Annotated in this window: 21 protein-coding genes; 5 read left to right on the top strand and 16 right to left on the bottom strand. The window is 40.8% G+C overall.

Features of this window, described 5'->3' with window-relative positions; translation table 11 throughout:
- Positions 1-6: 6 nt before the first annotated feature.
- The 8 genes from AC50YG_RS31175 to AC50YG_RS31140 all read right to left on the bottom strand — a co-directional run bounded on the left by AC50YG_RS31175 (position 7) and on the right by AC50YG_RS31140 (position 5,540).
- Positions 7-774, bottom strand: a complete 768-nt coding sequence (locus AC50YG_RS31175) for a flagellin N-terminal helical domain-containing protein (RefSeq protein ID WP_494832680.1) — start codon at positions 772-774, stop codon at positions 7-9.
- Between the two features lie 122 nt (positions 775-896).
- Positions 897-1,133 carry a carbon storage regulator CsrA gene (csrA, locus tag AC50YG_RS31170; RefSeq protein ID WP_494832678.1) on the bottom strand — a complete coding sequence of 79 codons (237 nt, stop codon included), beginning with the start codon at positions 1,131-1,133 and terminating at the stop codon, positions 897-899.
- A 1-nt stretch (position 1,134) separates the two neighbouring features.
- The gene (gene fliW / locus AC50YG_RS31165; RefSeq protein WP_494832676.1) at positions 1,135-1,578 is read right to left on the bottom strand and encodes a flagellar assembly protein FliW; all 444 of its coding nucleotides are present in this window, start codon (positions 1,576-1,578) and stop codon (positions 1,135-1,137) included.
- Between the two features lie 116 nt (positions 1,579-1,694).
- Positions 1,695-2,618, bottom strand: a complete 924-nt coding sequence (flgL, locus tag AC50YG_RS31160; protein ID WP_494832675.1) for a flagellar hook-associated protein FlgL — start codon at positions 2,616-2,618, stop codon at positions 1,695-1,697.
- A gap of 43 nt (positions 2,619-2,661) precedes the next feature.
- Positions 2,662-4,194: a flagellar hook-associated protein FlgK gene (gene flgK / locus AC50YG_RS31155; RefSeq protein ID WP_494832673.1), complete on the bottom strand. Its 1,533-nt coding sequence runs from the start codon at positions 4,192-4,194 to the stop codon at positions 2,662-2,664.
- Positions 4,195-4,209: 15 nt separating this feature from the next.
- A complete protein-coding gene (locus AC50YG_RS31150) occupies positions 4,210-4,707 on the bottom strand; it encodes a flagellar protein FlgN (protein WP_494832671.1) in 498 nt (165 codons plus the stop codon).
- A 16-nt stretch (positions 4,708-4,723) separates the two neighbouring features.
- Positions 4,724-5,011, bottom strand: a complete 288-nt coding sequence (gene flgM / locus AC50YG_RS31145) for a flagellar biosynthesis anti-sigma factor FlgM (protein ID WP_494832669.1) — start codon at positions 5,009-5,011, stop codon at positions 4,724-4,726.
- Between the two features lie 109 nt (positions 5,012-5,120).
- A complete protein-coding gene (locus tag AC50YG_RS31140) occupies positions 5,121-5,540 on the bottom strand; it encodes a flagellar protein (protein WP_494832682.1) in 420 nt (139 codons plus the stop codon).
- 216 nt (positions 5,541-5,756) lie between these two features.
- Between AC50YG_RS31140 and AC50YG_RS31135 the strand changes: the two genes are divergently transcribed.
- The 5 genes from AC50YG_RS31135 (at position 5,757) to AC50YG_RS31115 (ending at position 8,434) form a co-directional block, all read left to right on the top strand.
- Positions 5,757-6,044 carry a hypothetical protein gene (locus AC50YG_RS31135; RefSeq protein ID WP_494832667.1) on the top strand — a complete coding sequence of 96 codons (288 nt, stop codon included), beginning with the start codon at positions 5,757-5,759 and terminating at the stop codon, positions 6,042-6,044.
- Positions 6,032-6,640 (top strand): lytic transglycosylase domain-containing protein, encoded by a 609-nt coding sequence (locus tag AC50YG_RS31130; protein WP_494832665.1) that lies wholly within the window; start codon positions 6,032-6,034, stop codon positions 6,638-6,640. Before AC50YG_RS31135 ends, AC50YG_RS31130 begins: the two co-directional genes overlap by 13 nt.
- Before the next feature lie 190 nt (positions 6,641-6,830).
- Positions 6,831-7,730: a sigma-70 family RNA polymerase sigma factor gene (locus tag AC50YG_RS31125; RefSeq protein ID WP_494832663.1), complete on the top strand. Its 900-nt coding sequence runs from the start codon at positions 6,831-6,833 to the stop codon at positions 7,728-7,730.
- 77 nt (positions 7,731-7,807) lie between these two features.
- The gene (locus AC50YG_RS31120; RefSeq protein ID WP_494832661.1) at positions 7,808-8,134 is read left to right on the top strand and encodes a hypothetical protein; all 327 of its coding nucleotides are present in this window, start codon (positions 7,808-7,810) and stop codon (positions 8,132-8,134) included.
- Positions 8,135-8,137: 3 nt separating this feature from the next.
- Positions 8,138-8,434 (top strand): YbbN family protein, encoded by a 297-nt coding sequence (locus AC50YG_RS31115; RefSeq protein WP_430160398.1) that lies wholly within the window; start codon positions 8,138-8,140, stop codon positions 8,432-8,434.
- 77 nt (positions 8,435-8,511) lie between these two features.
- Here AC50YG_RS31115 and AC50YG_RS31110 read toward each other — a convergent pair whose 3' ends face one another.
- The 8 genes from AC50YG_RS31110 to AC50YG_RS31075 all read right to left on the bottom strand — a co-directional run bounded on the left by AC50YG_RS31110 (position 8,512) and on the right by AC50YG_RS31075 (position 17,977).
- Positions 8,512-8,838, bottom strand: a complete 327-nt coding sequence (locus AC50YG_RS31110; RefSeq protein WP_494832659.1) for a hypothetical protein — start codon at positions 8,836-8,838, stop codon at positions 8,512-8,514.
- Positions 8,835-9,857: a peptidoglycan recognition protein family protein gene (locus AC50YG_RS31105; protein ID WP_494832657.1), complete on the bottom strand. Its 1,023-nt coding sequence runs from the start codon at positions 9,855-9,857 to the stop codon at positions 8,835-8,837. The genes AC50YG_RS31110 and AC50YG_RS31105 overlap by 4 nt, the downstream gene beginning before the upstream one ends.
- 15 nt (positions 9,858-9,872) lie before the next feature.
- Positions 9,873-10,199 (bottom strand): hypothetical protein, encoded by a 327-nt coding sequence (locus tag AC50YG_RS31100; protein ID WP_494832655.1) that lies wholly within the window; start codon positions 10,197-10,199, stop codon positions 9,873-9,875.
- A gap of 105 nt (positions 10,200-10,304) precedes the next feature.
- Positions 10,305-14,858 (bottom strand): DNRLRE domain-containing protein, encoded by a 4,554-nt coding sequence (locus AC50YG_RS31095; protein WP_494832653.1) that lies wholly within the window; start codon positions 14,856-14,858, stop codon positions 10,305-10,307.
- Between the two features lie 35 nt (positions 14,859-14,893).
- Positions 14,894-16,015, bottom strand: a complete 1,122-nt coding sequence (locus AC50YG_RS31090) for a discoidin/SUN/FTP domain-containing protein (RefSeq protein WP_494832652.1) — start codon at positions 16,013-16,015, stop codon at positions 14,894-14,896.
- Positions 16,016-16,030: 15 nt separating this feature from the next.
- Positions 16,031-16,822, bottom strand: coding sequence for a hypothetical protein (locus AC50YG_RS31085; protein WP_494832650.1), 792 nt, complete (start codon positions 16,820-16,822; stop codon positions 16,031-16,033).
- 39 nt (positions 16,823-16,861) lie between these two features.
- Positions 16,862-17,458: a hypothetical protein gene (locus AC50YG_RS31080; protein ID WP_494832648.1), complete on the bottom strand. Its 597-nt coding sequence runs from the start codon at positions 17,456-17,458 to the stop codon at positions 16,862-16,864.
- A 57-nt stretch (positions 17,459-17,515) separates the two neighbouring features.
- Entirely contained in the window at positions 17,516-17,977 is a 462-nt protein-coding gene (locus AC50YG_RS31075; RefSeq protein ID WP_494832646.1) for a hypothetical protein, read from the bottom strand.
- Positions 17,978-17,984: the final 7 nt, after the last annotated feature.

The raw sequence follows: 17,984 nt of genomic DNA, 5'->3' as shown, positions 1-17,984 counted from the left end.
CAACAATTATTGCAGCAAGGACAATACGCCTTGTGGTTGCGAGTTTGCTTGAGCAAGCATCGATTGGGAAGCTTGAAGAAGAATGTTGTTCTTCGTAAGCTTAACCATTTCGCTAGCCATGTCTGTATCACGAATGCGGGATTCGGATGCAGTCAGGTTCTCAACAGTTGTACCCAAGTTGTTCGAAGTATACTCCAGACGGTTTTGAACAGCACCCAGTTTCGCGCGCTCTGTCGATACCGACTTGATAGCAGCTTCAATAGTACCTAGGCTGCTTGTGCTGGACAAACTATTGAATCCACTAGTAGCAATAGCACCAATTGCAATGGTTTGCGCGCTGTCATCCGATTGAATTGTAGCACCGCCAGTAATCGCCATACCGTTGAATTTAGTGTCAGCCATGATGCTAGTGATTTGCGAACCAAGTTCACCCAACTCAACGTCGATGTTTGCTGTATCACCGGAGCTGTAAGTATCATTAAGCTTTTGGACATTCAGCTCTTTCATACGAGTCAGCATGGAGCTTACTTCGTTCATTGCGCCCTCAGCTGTTTGTACGAAAGATACGCCGTCTTGTACGTTCTTCTGAGCTTGCTCAAGACCACGAATTTGTCCACGCATTTTTTCGGATACTGCCAGACCAGCTGCATCGTCAGCTGCACGGTTGATACGAAGACCTGAAGACAGCTTCTCCATGTTTTTGCCTGCTGCAGCGTTGTTCAAAGTCATGTTACGGTGTGTGTTCAAAGCTGTAATGTTGTGATTAATACGCATTGATAGTTCCTCCCTGAAATGGTTATTTAGTCCCACATCCTTGTGGTTAGCTGATTAAACCCTAAGGCTTGATCAACTCTATTATCTTTATCGGCATTTTTATCCAAGAGTTTATAGTGATATCAATTTTTTTTGATTTTTTTGAATTGGCTTTTCAGTTCACTTGCAGTGATGATAGATTGACCTGCCGTCACATTCATATTTTCAATAGAAACATAAAGCTCTTTCCTTAATAATTCAACGTCCTTAGGTGCTTTAATCCCTAATTTTACTGTATCCCCCACAATTTCTAATATTGTAAGTTCAATATGCTCTCCAATAAGAATAGCCTCTCCCTTTTTCCGAGCCAGTACTAACATCTCACTCTCCTCCTGTCGTCAAATCGTTTAAAAACAGTGGGTGTTGTACAGAGTATTCACTGCTTGGCAGTATATACTGCACCCCACACTGTTTAGATATATTGATGACTATAGGGGCTAAGAGATTAAGAGTAGCAGAGGCTAAATCTTCAGGCACTCTAACTATAGTAAAAACCTGCAGATCTTCTCTCTTCTCAACTTCCAGCTCTTCTTTTACCTGCTCAGACAATTCAAACTCATATTCAGGAACAAATTCAAAAGGGGATACAATAATAAATGCTAATGCCCCTTCCTCTAATGATTGCAAATACTGAAATGGACTTTCTTCCACTGTAACGATTATAAATTTCTCATATTGCTTAAATCCAGGGAGACCGGTCACAAAAGAAATGACCTGCTCTGGCTTATAATCCAGCAACCCGAATCGAGTCGTTTCTACTACCATTGCACTCACACTCCGTTTACTGTAATAAAATTAAAAAAAGCTACGGTATCAACGTTACTGATTCCATAGCTCCATTCTATCTATTCTTGAACCTTTACGCTAATCTCAAATATCACCTAGCTTAGAAAATCAACTAATGATTTACTGATTACTTTTGCACCTACAGATAAGGAAGCCTCGTAAATATTTTGCGCTGTCGTCGAATCAATCAGTACTTGCTCCAAATCTGCATCCTCAACTTTTGACTGCATATCTGTCAAACTTAGCTTAAAGTCTGCAATTCGATTTTGCATTAATTCCACACGGTTAACTTTCGCCCCAACTGCAGCCCGAGCATTTAGCATGCGATCCATACTTGCCTCAATATCTGGAATTGCATTAGAAATATCATCATAACTAGTAGTCGGCGGGGTCATCGCGGTCATCAAACGATCCATAACGGAAAAGACATTGGTCCCCGTACCAGCCGGGTCGGCGTCACCAAATACACTGTTGCCCGTTAGACTAATTCCTACCGTTACATTAGCACCTAGAGCATATTCGACACTCTCAGTATCGGTTACGATATTTTTAGCATCAAATCCAGCAGCCGAGGTATCAAACGGAATTTCATTAAACTTCTCACCATTAAAAATATACTTACCGTTAAATTTACTATTTGCAATATCAACTAGTTGACCTTTCAGCTCAACAAGCTCGCTTTGAATCGCATCCAGTGCTTCCTGTGGATTCGTTCCATTTGCGGCTTGTGTAGCAAGTTCTTTCACACGCTGCAAAACGTCGCCTGCCTGATTAATAACACTATCCGTATAGTCCAGCCAAGATAAAGCTTGATCTGTATTTTTCTCATATTGGTCATTGGAACCAAGCTCCGTACGGTAACGAAGGGAATACGTTATCCCTACCGGATTATCTGATGCCTTGTGCAGCTTCATGCCCGTAGAGGATTGGTTTTGAATATCAGCCATTTTGTTTAAATTCCGGCTAATATTACGTGTAAGTTGGGCATGCATCATGCCTTGTGTAATACGAAGTGCCATTACAGATAGCCTCCTTAAAATTAAGTGGTTAACTCATTTCTTTTTAACGTCCTACCACACCTGTATTATTAATCAGCTTATTCAGCATTTCATCAAACGTCGTCATAAAACGAGCAGCCGCACTGTAGGCATATTGGTATTTAATCATGTCGGACATTTCCTCATCCAAAGAAACGCCACTTATCGACATTCTGCTTCCATCCACCTGGGCTAGTTGAGCTTCCGCATTAGAGTTTTCCCTAGCAGCGGATTGACTCTTAACACCGAGTGCGCCAACCAAGGCACTGTAGAAATCACCTAATGTTGCTTCCTTGATACCGCCTCCTGTAGCCGTCTCGTCAAATGAAAATTTAACTTCTGTCATTTGGGACATCAAAAGAGCCAATCCATTGTTTCCTTTTATAACAGTGGTAACACCGGCACCATCTGTCGTTGTCCGCATTGAGGAAGCAATGAGATTTGAATCCGCAGCAATGTTCGAGTTGATTTCCATGCTTGCAGCTGTAAACGTAGTGTAACCTGTTTTGACTGTAAACAGTGGTTGTCCCGCAGTAGCTGGATTACCAAGCGTGTAGCCTAGCTGATGGAGCCCATTAATACCATTTACCGTCATTAATTGATCTGCCGTCGTTGGCACTGTCGTTCCTGGCAAAACAGAGCCTTTAGGAATCGTCACCTGAAATTGACCGTTTACAATTGTATTGGCAAGTGTATCCAGCTGTCCCGCAAACTCGGCTACAATATCCAGTGAAGTAAACATACCATGAACTTCCCCACCAATTAGGGCGCCGTTATTATAGGATTGTTCAAGCGCAATTGCCGTTAGCGGAGTAGTTTCTCCTCCAGTAACAAGATTCGTACCGCCCATATTAATCGTATAACCATCATCCGTATCCGTCACCGTTACATTAACCAGCTTGGATAATTTATCTGTTAAAAGATCACGCTGATCGCGAAGATCATTGGCATTATCGCCCAGCGATTCAATTTTTTTAATCTGGTCGTTTAGCGAAGCAATCGAACTCGTCATTGAATTAGCTTGCTCAGCTGAAGTTTCAATTGTCATATTAATATCTGTATCAAGATCAGACAATTGTTTGCTAAGACCATTAAATGTGTCGGCTAGTGCCTGAGTACGCTCAACCAGAATCGCTCGCGCCGTTACATTTTCAGGATCTTTGCTTAGATCAGACCATGCATTCCAAAAATCTGACAATACCGTCCGAATTCCAGTATCCGATGGCTCATTAACAAAACCCTCTAGCTTACTAAGCGCATCCATCTGAATAGAGGTTGTACCAGCTATATCCGATTGATTCCTATACTGCGCATCCAGAAAAGCATCGCGGATACGTGTAATAGATGTATACTCGACACCCGTTCCGATTTGACCTGGTGCTGTGGATTTCGTCATGCCATAGGCTTCCATTGGACGAGTTGCCACCATTGTTACTTTTTGCCGTGTATATCCTTCTGTGTTGGCGTTTGCAATGTTATGACTGAGTGTAGTCAAAGCGACCTGCTGTGTAATCAAGCTTCGCTTCGATGTCTCTAATGAATGAAAAGTTGAGGTCATCTGCTTGTCTCCTCCTTAAGCTTTACTATCAAATAATCCATTGCGCTTACTGCCTGGATATTGATTCATCGGATGCTGATAGACAAGATCCTCATTCGGGTCATCCATCATCAGGCTGATTGAGAAATCCAGAAAAGACAACGATTGATTAATTAATTGCTGATTTAAAGTACTTGCTTCCTTAAGCTGAGCCAATACCGTATTGAGCTGACCGTGCATCTCCATCAGCTGGGATTTAATGACAGGATCAGTGACGGAGCGAATCAGTTCAGCTAAAATACCGCTGCGGATTCTAAAACCGATATCTTTAAAATAACGGGAGGTCAGCTGGGTTCGCATACGCTCAAGCTCTTCTGCCTTTGAAACAAGCAGCTTCTGCTTCTGAGTGTGTACATTTAATTGCAGAACATCATTCTGAATAATCATGTCCTTCTTACTCTGTTCAATTTCCAACAGGGTTCTATAAAGCTTTAACTGCTGCTGCAGAGTATCTGCAATTAACTCAAGAGACATCTCCGTTCACCTGTCCTCATTCACTTGGATTGTTGCTGAAGTAAGGAAGCAGCTTCTCAGCCAGCTTGCCTGAATCAACGTGATACGTTCCAGATGTTATGGATTGCTTCAAGCTCTCAATTTGCTTAGCGCGTTCAGGGCTATTCGTCTGACTCGTAGAGAGCATCTCCTTCGCGGCGGCTGAGATTTGCACCTCATCCTTCTTCTGCTTCTTATTGGCATTATTCATTGCCATGTCATTCTTCTTCTGGTACTGGTTAATCGAGTGGATACGACCAGGTTCATTTATCTTCAATTTATTCACCTCATTTATTTGGACACATGCTAATAAGCCGATAACCTTTAACAGTATTATCGGCTTATTCCCCAAGAAATTTATAGTTATATCGACGATTGACAAATATTAATAAATTCTAACGATCCTTATAGCGATCTATGCCTTTGTAAATGTTCTGGTTAGCCTTCTGTGCTTCCAACTCCTCAGCCCTTCTGGCATCCTCGCTGCGCATCTTCCCAGTATCGCTAATTAAACGGGATCTACAGCTGTCACACATATTATTATCCCTTATGAACGTCCCGCAAACCTCGCACGGATAGGACATATTTGGCGCATTCATAATCGAAATTCTTCCTTCTCGAACAAACTTCGTAATCTGGCGGACGGATACTCCCGTTTCATTGGATAAATCATTTATATTTGTGCCTTTGTTTTTACGCAAATAATCGGAGCAAAGCTCATACTCTTTATCTATTTCTTTAATGCAAGCCGGACAGACGTCACGAAAGTTCTTGGAGAACAGCTTGCCGCACCGTGGACAATTATCTAAATTCATCATTAATTTCCGACCTCCCTGATCTACCTTTTGAAGATATGATTAGCTCTATTCTAGCTGAAAAAAAGGTAAAATTCACTAGTTATCTTTTAACAATCATTTTACAGGCTGTATCCCGCTAGCTTTCACTCTTTCATTTCTAAACTCTATCATCCGCAACTTCTCATCTACTTATAGGCACTATTCATAATATAAAAATAGAAAGGAGCAACATATATGAATTGGATGACTTCTACTATGGATGATCGAGTGCGAGCTGGCGTTTTACTGATCGAGCAGCCCCTTATGTCAATCAAAGAAGTTTATTTTCAACATGATGGGAAGCGATTGTTTTTGGCCTCCATTACAGAAGCAGGATTAAAGAAGTATAGGATGAACATGATTGAGGAGTGGCTTGAAGAAGTAATAATTAATCTGCCACCATACGAGGATCTCTTAAAAATAGTAGATAAAGAAGGCAAACGGGTTCAAGAACAAATGAGGGTTATCTCATGGCCAGACTAATTTCATGTGTATTAACAATCATTATTTTATGGACCTCGTACCTACCTCATTACAAGAAATTCTCAACACCTGCAACGTCTATCCATAAGGAAGAAAAGGCCTTAAACGTTCCCCCAGTTGTAACTAAGCTTGTAAAAGATTCTGCACCTACGCCTGCTAAAAGAGCAGACCGGACGACAAGTGATCTAATCGCTCATATGCTCAAAAATAAGGTAGCAGAAGCGAATGCTAAAGAATGGGCTTCTCTTATTATGACTAACAGTCAAGCTTATAAAGTTGATCCTTATATCATATTAGCAATGATTCAAGTAGAAAGCCAATATGATTCCAAGGCAGTTGGCAAGTCTAACGATACGGGACTCCTTCAGATTTTGCCCGCTACCCAAAACTATATGAAAATCGTTGGAGATTTGCGCGAGCCCGCAGTCAATATTGAAGTGGGCTCCAAATATCTCGCCTATACCCAAAAACGATTTGGGAAGGAACTAGGTATTGTAGCTTACAATCAAGGGGAAGGCAATGTCGCTAAGGGCACATATAACACTAAGTACCTCGATAAAATAAAAGAAACGCTTGAGACGATCAAGCGACATTAATAATGTTGTTACTAGGCCCTAGCTATAGGGTCTATTTTTTTATGTCCGCAACTCCTCCTTCCGATAGATCGACTATTTAAAGTATAGAGCCTTACAAATTTGGAAGCTAAATAGAAAGTTAGAGGTGAATCCATTGACGAGTCATTGTTATCAAAAGCTTCGAAAATCCGGACTCAAGGATATGCATAATATGGAGCTCATAAAAAAATGTAAGCAAGACAATGAAATTCTTGGTGAGTTTTTGAAAGAAAACCGCGATTTTATTTTCTCCATCATTAAACATTTTAAAGGCAGTATTGAAGAAATCAGACTAAAATTCCGCGTGACGGACGATGAGTTGTATCAGCATGCATGCATCGGCTTCCTTACAGCACTGCAGGATTTTGATTGCAATAGGGGAATTAAATTCACCACATTTGTCGTACGCCCTATTCTGTGGGAAATCAACCACTTATTATATAGCGATTCGCAGTCTGTTCGTTTAAGTCGTGGTGCGGTCGAGCTCATAAAAAAAATGGGGGAAATTGAGCATACATTAGGACATAGGCCTAATGAAGAAACAATGGCCAAGCTTTTAGAAATTTCCGTAGAGCGATATAGAGAGATTGCTACGTTTAGTGACGATCTGGAGCATTATGATGGTATTGCTAATTTCGATATTGCAGAAACATCCGAGCTCAACCTTGAGCAAAAGGTAACCGATCGCGTCTATGTACAGCAGCTATTAAACGATCCCATATTCACGGAGTTTGAGAAAACGGTCATGATTTTAATTATGAAGGAGGCAAGCTATTCGCAAATTGCTGATCAACTAGGCGTATATCCCATGACCATCAATCGCACGCTGACACGCATTCGCACAAAAATTCAGCAGCAAGAAAATAACGCTCCGGCCAGCCAATCGAAGGCCACCTCTAAATATGATCGAGAAATCCATGCGATTTCGCACAAAATAAAAGAGAGCACTACTATTCCGAGTGTAGAGAAAGTGATCGCCCTGTTGAACGAACAAGGATTCGATTGCAGCCTTTATTCTATAAGAGTGTTGTATTACATCAGGCAAAAAGCGATTCAGGAATCCAGCAAATAGATGGTTCTACTTACATTTAGCTTTTTAATTATCTGAATATTCAGTCTTTTAAAAAAATATGAAAGCAGGTATACAAAATGAATAACGCTTCTTATTTTCAAAGTTTACTTGATCAAGCATTGACTCCTGACTCTCGATCATACAACGAGCTAGTTGAACAGTTGGCCTGGGCAGAAGCCGAAGTGACCCATACGCAGGATGCTCTCACTAATCTGCAATTCCGTCTTCAGCATGGAATACTAGTGATGGAAGACATTGCTACCGAGGCAGAAGAAATTATTACTCGCCATCAAGCTGTTCTAATAACAGCCCACTCCCGGCGGAGTGAGTTCCAACAGCAAATGTCGCAAATCGAATCTGTTATCGGCATAGCTGAAGATATGTGGACGTTTGGAGAAGAATAATACATGAATGAAGAGAAGCTTGCTGAAATAAACCTACTGCTGTATACGAATGAAGATTGTTTTTATTGTCGACAGTTAAGCACCACTTTGGCGCAGATTACACAAGAAAGACCCCATATTATTGTGACTAAGATAGCCTATAATCCTCAACTGCATACCTCCATCAAATCTACTCCTTCTGTAATCGTGCAATATAACAACGACGAGCTAGGCCGATTCAGCAGCGCTTTATCCAAAAAGAGTCTGGATAGCTGGCTTGACCAGCTGCAAGACTATATTCGCTCGCATCTCAGCTGTTAGAGTTTGGTTTTCATTAATGCTAAAGTGTATCATTTATTATAAAAGGGAGCTATCCAAAATGGATACTCCCTCATTTTTTATTTATTTGCAGCTGATGCTGGCATGCCAAGCTTCTTTAATAAGCTATTTAAATAATTAGCTCCACGGGAAGCTAGGACGCCTGCAGCCATTGTCGATACAAACTCTGCTGTTCCATTCAGGCCAAAAGGGTTAAGCTGAAAGGCAAAGGCAAGACCGATGCCAATAATAATGGAAAGACCATATGTTGCTTTCTCCTTAACATAACTAGGCAATACCTGCTTGAAAATTTCAGTAATCGCTTCTGTCAGGCCAGCTACTAACAGCCAAATTCCGACTGTTGCTACTACAGCATCCACGGTCGTAGGTAAAGTTGTTATTATCATTTAGCATTCAAACCTTTCGAAAGAATAATCGTATTTAAGAAAGCTAGCTCTGATAGCGTAAGCGTCTTGTTTTTAGCCTTTACAATCCACTCCATACTTTCAAATGTACCCGCCTTTTGAAGCTTCGTTAAAGCATCTACCAGCATATTGACTTGCCATTGTACTAGAAGCAATTGGTCGTCCTCCTTTAATATTTTTTCAGCTATCGAAGCTAGTTCCGCATCAATCTTAGCCATTGTCAATGACCCCACTCGGCCATCCTGGGCCACATCAAATGATTTTTGCAAGGCTCTTACAGCCAGATCTGTCTGTGCTCCAAAAGCACCATCCACAGTCAGTTGGCTGCCTAGCTTATTCAGCTTCACTTGAAGCTTGCGAACCTCTTCCCCGGTGCTTCCTTTACATAAAATCGAATCCGTTGCTTCTTTAACCGGATACGTTGCTATTACTCCCGTACAGGCCTTGTACTCATTTGTCACATCAGCAATTAACTGATTAAAGGTTTTTCCCATTCGCGATAAGGCGTTTGCCGGGTCCACTTTCCGTTTAGGGTCTAAGGTATTATGCCCTATAATGTCCTTTAGCGGATTCAGATTGAATTTGAAGCATACGTAGGCCAAATACCATACATATCTCTTGTAGGACTCTATATTATTTATGGAACCTTTCTGATGGGAGTAACATAACTCAACGCCAATTGCTACATCATTGGCATCCGACCCATAAATGGCATTGTCCACTGTTGTGTTATATAGCACATGCCAGGCTTTTTCCTTCATTCCCATTGTGGCAGGAATACATTCAATAATTTGTTTGTCATCGATAAAAGCATGGGCAGATGCGCTCATTTCATTAGCTGAGTTTATATAGTATCCAACATTGCCAGCGGCTGTACTTCCATCATTTCCAGTATCATGTGCAACAGCAAATCCTACACGATTCATAGTGATACCAGAGCGACGTTTCGTCTTCACAGGAAGCAGGCGTTGTTCAATCAGGTATTTCATTGTGAAAGACAAGCTGACTCCTCCTTTTTAAAATCCAGCATTTATTCTTTCTTCTCTACCAGCCGAAAGCTGATTCACCAGTTCCTCCACCTTTGCATTCAGCAGCCGATTCTCCGTGACCAGCTCCATGTTTTCTTTGCGCAATATAACAATCTCCTGGCTAAGCTTCTGGATTTCTTCTTTATGTTCCAGAAGCTCTGCCCTCAATTCTGCGCGAAAAGCTTGTTCGTCTTTGGATAGCAGCTCACGATCTGAAATTCTATCTTTGCTACGACCGCCGAGATAGCCCATAACGCCTGTAATAACAGAAACAATGGCCCCAACTATAATCGTCAATATACCTTCATTCATCATACTTTCACCCTTCCTTTGCCTATTCAATATAAGGAATTAGGGATAAAAAATAACCCTCTCCAGGTAAGCAGAAGCTCACTCCGGTAGAGGGTTATATGTCGTTCATTACATAATAAAAGCGTAAGATCCATCTTCATCAAGCTCAACAGTAATAAAACAGGATAGCTCCGATCGATTAATAATTTCAATGTGAGAGATGAGGTCTTGTGCATATTTTTCAGCTACTCTAATGGATGTCTTTATTTCTTTTAATCCGTTACTTGGCACGATAATACTAGAAGTAAAAAACGCTGACTTGACCGTGATACTTCCCACTAATGAGGAGGCCGCCCATACATCTATACTAGATGGAAGTTCCTTGATTTCACTTCGTCTAATTGTTATATAAGCATCTAGAAAACTATTTTTCTGAACGGATACCGCAATTGTCGATGGAATAAAATCGGAAAATACGACACTAATTTCACCCATAATTTCAGGTTTACTTACTCCTATAGATGTTAACAGTTCAGAATGGTCATTCCCAATTATGATTACACTAGAAGGCATAGCGTACAAATCTGCTTTCCTTATCGTAATATGTCCAGCCTGAAAGTTCCTGGATACCGTTAATAGGGAATCAATCGTATTCTCCCGTCTATTACGGACCGTTAACTCTGACCGAAACAGGTCCGTTTCCTTCCTTTTAACTATGCAGCATGAATACATATTATCTCTACGGATCGTGATTGAGGACTCTATCATATCGGGATTTAATATGCGTATGTGACTGCGAAAATCCGATTGATCTCTCGTGCTTCTAATTGTAATTGTGCTCTTAAGCTCTTTTGTTTTGTTCTGTTGTACAATAATATCCGTTCGCACTTCAGCATATCCCGTGCTTTTCACTTCAGGATTATAATACTCCACCACTAAAACCGGAGTGAATTTATTGCCTCTTTCCCTCGTTCCAAGCCTAGCTATTGAATCATCCATTTCTTTTTCAGCTTTCAACAAAATGCCATGGTATTCAGCCTTGTTTTCATACCATTTTTCAACATTATCAGTAAGATCTATTACCGTATATTGAGCCGATTCTTCTATATGAGCTTCTTTTATTTTATTATTATGGCTTGGTGTGTTCGCCCAGGTTACTCCGAACTCCGTCCATTGCTCCTGTATTTCGTATATGCCTATCAAATTTCCGATTAAGCTAGTGCCTTCAACATATAACTTCAAAAAAGCTTTCGTTACCCGTTGCCGATCTGGAATGCTAGATAGATCAAACTGAATTAACGACCTAAACTCCTCGCCATCGACTGTTCGACCGACTACCATCTCTTGCTCTTCCCCATAATTTAATCGAGGTACCTTCGACCTTACAAAAGCATCTTGAACAGAAGATAACAGTTGCTCGATCTTAGCAGGGGGAATGACCGACACCGTGCCGCGCATTCTGCCACTAACAGCTACAGCTATACTGCTAATGAGAGGACTAGTATGTTTAACTTCGAGCTGTGAAGGCAATGGGTTCAAATAAACGGGTCTAACATTTACAGATGCGACCATTTCCCCATGCGGCTTGACTATCACTGAAGCAGCGAGGTCTTCCCTAATAGGAACAGTTAAAAAGCTTCTTCTCTGGTCAATACCTTCCATTTGGTCAGCTGAATAAAGTTCAAATTCCTGTATGCTAAGCTGAGTTATACTGGAAGAGTTACTTATTTCCCACTTAAAAAAGCGGAATTCCTGTCCTCTGCGATCCTCGGACAGCATATATTTACGTAGTTCACCACTACCCCAATTTGGCTCACTGCCTTTAGCATCCAGAAACGTCCAATTGGCTTTGTCATTACTGCCGTAAAATATCCAATCTCTTGGAGTCTGCGCTTGATCAGTTGGTCTAGCACCGACTCCATAACCCGCAATCGCTAAAGGAGCGTTGAATGTGAAAATCAGCCATGCATTTTGATGACCAGAAGGAGCTGCCCACGAGTATGTGGCCGTCATCGAGTTATCAAAGGCTCTCCATTCTCTATAATTGGTATCATAATTCCCAGAGACCTCTATATTATACCCCTTCCAGTCTGTTGCTGTTACCGGCAACGTAACATCAGTCATGGAGGAGCCCGGAATTTCAAAATGATCTTTATAGACGTGCATACTAGCTTCTACATCATTTATTGTCCTAACGTAAATACTCGAAGTTAGATCCATTAAGTTTGTTGATTTGCTTAACAGAGTAAACATCGGTCTAAATCCTGTGCTGGTAAGTGTCGAAGAGGTGGCAGCTACACTGCTGAAACCATTGACTGTATTTCCCCTGACCGCGCGGCTTGCTATAGTAGATATGGTATTAACCGTGTGGGACCAAACACCGGACCAATTCCAGACTCTATTATCTCCCGCCTCAATCGTTTTCTCCAAGGAGTTGCCCACAACATATTTATCCCAATCATTTGACTTATCATTTGCAGAAACGCCGCCTGTTGGAAGTTTAATTGTTGCATTGGATAACGAACGTTCTTCTTCATATAGCTGCATTTCATCTAAACTAACAAAATACCCCGTATATCCATTTGTCGCTGTTACGTGAAGCCTATAATGAAAATAGGGCGTATCATTGTCAAAAGAAAACAATAATCTAGCCAGAAGCCCCGACTGGTTCAACTTTCTATCTAAAGTGGTCCAATTTAGACCGTCGTTGCTCGCCTGTATAGTCCAATCTTTTGGAGCTGCAGCATTATAGGTATTGGAACGCAGAGCATAATGTTTAATGATTTTGGCTTCCGAAAAGAATACATTCAACCAAGCCGGCGAAGGATTACTTGCTACCCAACGTAGTGTATCACCTGTCGATTTGTTTCCATTAAATACCTTCCACGCATCATAATTTGCACCTGATTTCGAACTAACTGATACTATGACATTGCCATCAGTTGACGCATTGGATGTGAGTATAGGAATGGACGGTATTTTCTGTTTGCTCAATACAAGACCCGCCGAAAGACCTGCATTATTTAATGTTGTCCATAAAACTCCGCCTTGAATATTACGATCAGCCAGCAGCATCATATTGCCTGAATTATCATGATCTACAGCAATTAAATAAAAATCGCCGTTGGGATTAGCAGTGGGGATCTGAGGGAGAAACTCCTTGTTCTCTTCCCCTAATCCACTAAAGTATCCAAATTCATCAGGTAGAGATTTATAATTACAGCGTATGCGTTTTCCAATTTCAAGCTCGCTTGCATCTAAAACTTCTTGTGGGTGTAAAATACGCCCCTCAGCATCAATGTCGATGGCATCCAATCTAATATCATTGCCTGCCGAGTTCGCTGGTTTATTGATAATTTCTACTTGAACACGATGCCTTCCGGAAAATAGACCTATTTTCTCATAAGCAATAACTTTATGATAATAATAGCTATCAAGTGCACTGAAGTACTCTACAATTGTTCCATCTATCGTTACTTTTATTTTATCACTATACGATATCGCTTTAGAAGTAATTAATCTGAATTTCGTGCCTATAAAGTCAAAAGCAAACTTATTTCCTGCAACGGTTGTAACCGAGCCCGTTGCACTTCCACCATAATGGTCTGCCAATGCAGATGAGGTCCAGCCACTCATGGGAGAATATTGGATAGCAGGGTGGTTGTCATCAATTCTTTTCCATCCTGGCTCCGGTATAGGAGACACGGCATTTAATTCCCCTAAAATATAACCATCCTCATCTATATCAATGGCATCAAGATAAAAATCACCATCTTCTGCAGTTTCATCTATTGTTATCTGGACATCATGAATGGCTTTTGTAGGTAAGTGTTTCTCATATACTAATATTTGTCCTATATTTGCATTCTGATATCTGGAAGTAAAATGATCTAAATGAATCCCATCTATCTCAATACGCATCTTCTGCTGCCGATCTGGGTTCGTACAAGCGAGCAGCCGAAGCTTAGAGCCATAAAATTGAAAGGCAATCGTATCAAAAGATCCACTGGATACTGATTCGCTCTTTCTAATTATTCTGGAAGAACCACCATACATAGAAGAAATTCCCGTACCATTATATGAAATATATCCATTGGGATAGGAAACCTCAGAGTCGTCATTTCTCTTCCAACCTGGCTCTACACTTAATTTCTGTGTACCTAATGAGAAATCATTATAGCCTTCGTCCACATCGACCACTACTTTGATCTCATTGAGGAGCACTCCCCAGTTACCTGATTGATACAGTTCAATCCTAACATATCTGAAATGACCCTTAATACCATGTTCCCTTATGGTTCCGTAAGGACAGTTGGCATAAGTATTCGATACTCTGCTCACGACTTCGGTCCAAGTCGTTTTATTATTTGATACTAGAATTCGATAATCGGAAATGGAATCATCCCGACATCTTGGATAAATGATAAAGCGGTCTATACTATTGATTGCTCCTAAAATAGCGTTAAAATCAAAATCAAGCGTAGATGGTCCACCACTTGTCATCCAATAGGAAGTAGCCGCACCCGAATTCGTTATGCCATCGAATAAATACCTCATATAATAATAATTGCTATTTGTATATACGACTCTGCTGCTTGTCACTGTAATACCGTTCGGGGCTGTATAAACAGCCTGTCCTGATAGTCCTCCAGAGCCCCCGCTAAGATTTAACTGATAAAGCATTTTCACACCTGCCCTCATTGTATTGAGTATTGGGACTAGAAGGAATATTCAATAACGGGCCTGAAGCCTATTTTGATGGGTGTTGAATACGTTGCTACAGTACTCCAATACCCCATTAAATCTCCATTTCTACCCCGCACTGTTCTTCCTGATGCGCTTGTTTCAAAACCTGCAGCAGCAGGAAAGCCCGAAAAGACCGTATCTGATGCCCAGGTACAGGGACCATCCGTTCCATAGTTAAAGTGCCAAACATCATTACCATCATTCGTTTCAGGTACGGTATAAGGACCAAATGTCATGTAAGTATCCCATTCATTATTTTCCGGGTAAGCTCCTAATCTATAATCAATATTTGATGGATTTCCTGATTCAGATAAATAGGCTATGCCCCCCGTGATGGATCGAACCTTACTATATACTGCTTCAGCTGATAAAGTTAGCTCATTAATTCCGGTGTATGAGGCATGTCCATCATTTTGCGTAATATTTAATCGATATTTGCTATAGCTTATCTGATTATTCAGGAAAAACACTTTTTCCTCATTTGCTGTCCAACCCGAATAATCTCCAATGTGTAGCAGAATCCAAGCCTCCCCATTAAATGCTTCTAATACCCATTGTCGAGGGGCCGCTGTAGGTGCAGTAATTGGCGCTTTAATACTGTATTTATTCACCAATACAGGTGCCGGAAATTCATAGGCAAGCCAGCCTGACTTTGTACCATTAGCTGTAAGCCATCCGTAACTATTTTCTGTCTTATCAAAAGCAAACCATGAATCGTAGTTGGCAGTGTTGTAGACTGTGCTAGCCGTGACTTTACCTGAAGGAGCTATATTAGATGTCATTTTTGGAATAAGCGTATCGTTAAAGCTAGTGCCTTGGGTATACCCTGCCATATTTAAAACAGACCAGGCTACATTCGTTTGTACAAGTCGATCGGCGATGAGGAGACCTTCTCGTACCTTAATAAAATAAAAGAAGCCGGAGGGTATACTTGTTCCTTGCTCAGGTAATTCGCTCCCCTCTCCCTGGTCACCAAAACTATGGAAATGTCCAGCTGCTCCAGACGCTGCAGTGTAGCCACAACGTATAAAATCACCTATTTTCATCGTGCTAATATTCGCACATAATGTTCCGCCAGTAGGTGGAATTGGCATTAGGTATCCTCTCCCTTATAGTGGATCAGCTTTGGCATAAATATTAAAATCTCCTCCCGCCATTGTATCTTCCTGAGTTACAGCCCTCACATAAAACGTTTCACTCTGGCCATCCTCGATTATGCCATTAAAAATAATCTTATCTTCCGCGATAAATGGACTATTATATTTACTGATTTCAATAGCAAGTTTCTCGGGAAACTCTGGTTCTCTAACATAAACTTGCATGTTAATGACAGGGAACCCACTGTAATTAAATATAGTCACCTTTTGAGGCAATGCTACCTGCCCGGCAATGAGTGTTCCAAAGTCCAAATTTTTTAAAATCTCACCTGTTGGATTGTGATACGGATATCCTTGTTCATCAGTAAATAATAGTGTTGGGTTTTCAATATTAAAAATTGGAAATATAAAATCATCAATAAAAAAAGCATCTAATCCTCCGATTCTTGAACTATCCTTTACATACTGAAATACAAGTTTATGACTCCCTGCAGCCAGATTAGTTGAAAACTTCGTCCAAGCAACTGTCCCGGACTTCTGTAACATTCGGACTCCATCTATATAGAAGTTAAAAAAATCTCTATTAGCTTCCGTACTCACCATATACATAAAAGAACATAATGAATCCATTTTAGAGTTTATAGAAATTTCAAAAGCTGTAGTTGCACTATTCCCTATTGTCTTATTCTTTATGGATCTTGTTCCACTATAAAATCGATCAGAAGAATATTCATAATCCCCCTTAATCTCAACCATTCTTACGTTAGACTCGAAATTTTCCAATGCAATAATAGATCGTATCATTTACTCTTCACCCTCCTAAACGATGTTTCCATCTGTTTATTAATTCAATTGCCATGTAATCGCCCCTCCTCTATCTTTTGCTAGAGGAGCATCCACCGTCCCCACATGACTACCATTTTGTCTAATTTCCAATCGACCATCCAAGTCTTCACTGGACACTAGCTTAAATTCCAGCCTCGCCTGTTCATTTTTAGGAATTTGACAAATAGCCTGAAAATGAAACATGACCTCATCTATTAAAAAGCTTGTTTTATAACCAAAATTAAATTGTGTGATAGACGATTTCCCAGAGCCTGCAACGTTAGGATTGAAAATAAATTCTGCATCTTTAAAAGAAATAATATCCTTATACATCGCGGGTCTTCCTGTTAATTGATACGTTTTGCTATCCGTTACATAGCTGACATCAATCATCTGACCAACAATTTTAAAAATACCTCCATAAACTTCAAAATACATAGATGACCCGCTACCTACTAATCCAAACCGCAGAAGCTTCTCCCTCTCAATGCTGTAAAAGCTATTTTCATTGCTGGTCTGCTGATCAAATTCGCTCAAGCATGCTCCATCCAAATATTCAGCTACCCACATGAATGGTTGATTGACAGGCACAATAATCCCTTGATTTCCGAACATGTATATTCCCCCATTGTATTGGTTGACAAGAAGCCCCACTTCGCAGTGGGGCCATAATTAAGTAAATTGATAAGCGACACGAGTCAGAAAGGAAAAATTACCTGCAGTCGCCGTTGCTGGAACATTCGCTTGAAGCGTTACTTTTGCAAAATTAGCAACAGCCCCGATGGAACCATCATTTGCAGTTCCTTTAATAATTCCAGCACCTGCAGCCCCACCTGCCTGAATTGCCTTCATTGTCATCCCGCCTATTGGTGTAAAAAGGCTCTCATTTAAAGAGTCTACTCGGGCTTCAATCCACTTATTAACGACAACCTCACCTGTGTTGCCTCCAAGCACGTCTTTCGTCGTTATGGTGCAACCGGTCATATCTGATACATTATTGGTTATACCTTTATTATTCCAAATTAAAAAGGTTGTCGCTTTAGATACACCGCCCGCATCAACTACTCCTATTGGCCATTCTGTCTGCTGCTGCGTATTCGTTAAATCAAACCATTGTACTAACGGGCTTGCCATTAGAAAT

This window comes from Paenibacillus sp. J31R34 (assembly GCF_059383715.1).
The sequence above is the reverse complement of the archived record's forward strand: the minus strand, read 5'-3'. Positions and strand labels throughout refer to the sequence as shown.

Excerpts from the sequence above, each read along its gene's own strand:
- flgK (WP_494832673.1), bottom strand. The coding sequence starts at position 4,194 with ATGACCTCAACTTTTCATTCATTAGAGACATCGAAGCGAAGCTTGATT.
- AC50YG_RS31100 (WP_494832655.1), bottom strand. The coding sequence starts at position 10,199 with ATGATGAATGAAGGTATATTGACGATTATAGTTGGGGCCATTGTTTCT.
- AC50YG_RS31095 (WP_494832653.1), bottom strand. The coding sequence starts at position 14,858 with ATGCTTTATCAGTTAAATCTTAGCGGGGGCTCTGGAGGACTATCAGGA.
- flgL (WP_494832675.1), bottom strand. The coding sequence starts at position 2,618 with ATGGCACTTCGTATTACACAAGGCATGATGCATGCCCAACTTACACGT.
- AC50YG_RS31120 (WP_494832661.1), top strand. The coding sequence starts at position 7,808 with ATGAATAACGCTTCTTATTTTCAAAGTTTACTTGATCAAGCATTGACT.
- csrA (WP_494832678.1), bottom strand. The coding sequence starts at position 1,133 with ATGTTAGTACTGGCTCGGAAAAAGGGAGAGGCTATTCTTATTGGAGAG.
- AC50YG_RS31135 (WP_494832667.1), top strand. The coding sequence starts at position 5,757 with ATGAATTGGATGACTTCTACTATGGATGATCGAGTGCGAGCTGGCGTT.
- AC50YG_RS31080 (WP_494832648.1), bottom strand. The coding sequence starts at position 17,458 with ATGTTCGGAAATCAAGGGATTATTGTGCCTGTCAATCAACCATTCATG.
- AC50YG_RS31175 (WP_494832680.1), bottom strand. The coding sequence starts at position 774 with ATGCGTATTAATCACAACATTACAGCTTTGAACACACACCGTAACATG.
- AC50YG_RS31150 (WP_494832671.1), bottom strand. The coding sequence starts at position 4,707 with ATGTCTCTTGAGTTAATTGCAGATACTCTGCAGCAGCAGTTAAAGCTT.
- AC50YG_RS31085 (WP_494832650.1), bottom strand. The coding sequence starts at position 16,822 with ATGATACGATCTATTATTGCATTGGAAAATTTCGAGTCTAACGTAAGA.
- AC50YG_RS31140 (WP_494832682.1), bottom strand. The coding sequence starts at position 5,540 with ATGAATTTAGATAATTGTCCACGGTGCGGCAAGCTGTTCTCCAAGAAC.
- AC50YG_RS31130 (WP_494832665.1), top strand. The coding sequence starts at position 6,032 with ATGGCCAGACTAATTTCATGTGTATTAACAATCATTATTTTATGGACC.
- AC50YG_RS31075 (WP_494832646.1), bottom strand. The coding sequence starts at position 17,977 with ATGGCAAGCCCGTTAGTACAATGGTTTGATTTAACGAATACGCAGCAG.
- AC50YG_RS31110 (WP_494832659.1), bottom strand. The coding sequence starts at position 8,838 with ATGATAATAACAACTTTACCTACGACCGTGGATGCTGTAGTAGCAACA.
- AC50YG_RS31090 (WP_494832652.1), bottom strand. The coding sequence starts at position 16,015 with ATGCCAATTCCACCTACTGGCGGAACATTATGTGCGAATATTAGCACG.
- AC50YG_RS31125 (WP_494832663.1), top strand. The coding sequence starts at position 6,831 with ATGGAGCTCATAAAAAAATGTAAGCAAGACAATGAAATTCTTGGTGAG.
- AC50YG_RS31115 (WP_430160398.1), top strand. The coding sequence starts at position 8,138 with ATGAATGAAGAGAAGCTTGCTGAAATAAACCTACTGCTGTATACGAAT.
- fliW (WP_494832676.1), bottom strand. The coding sequence starts at position 1,578 with ATGGTAGTAGAAACGACTCGATTCGGGTTGCTGGATTATAAGCCAGAG.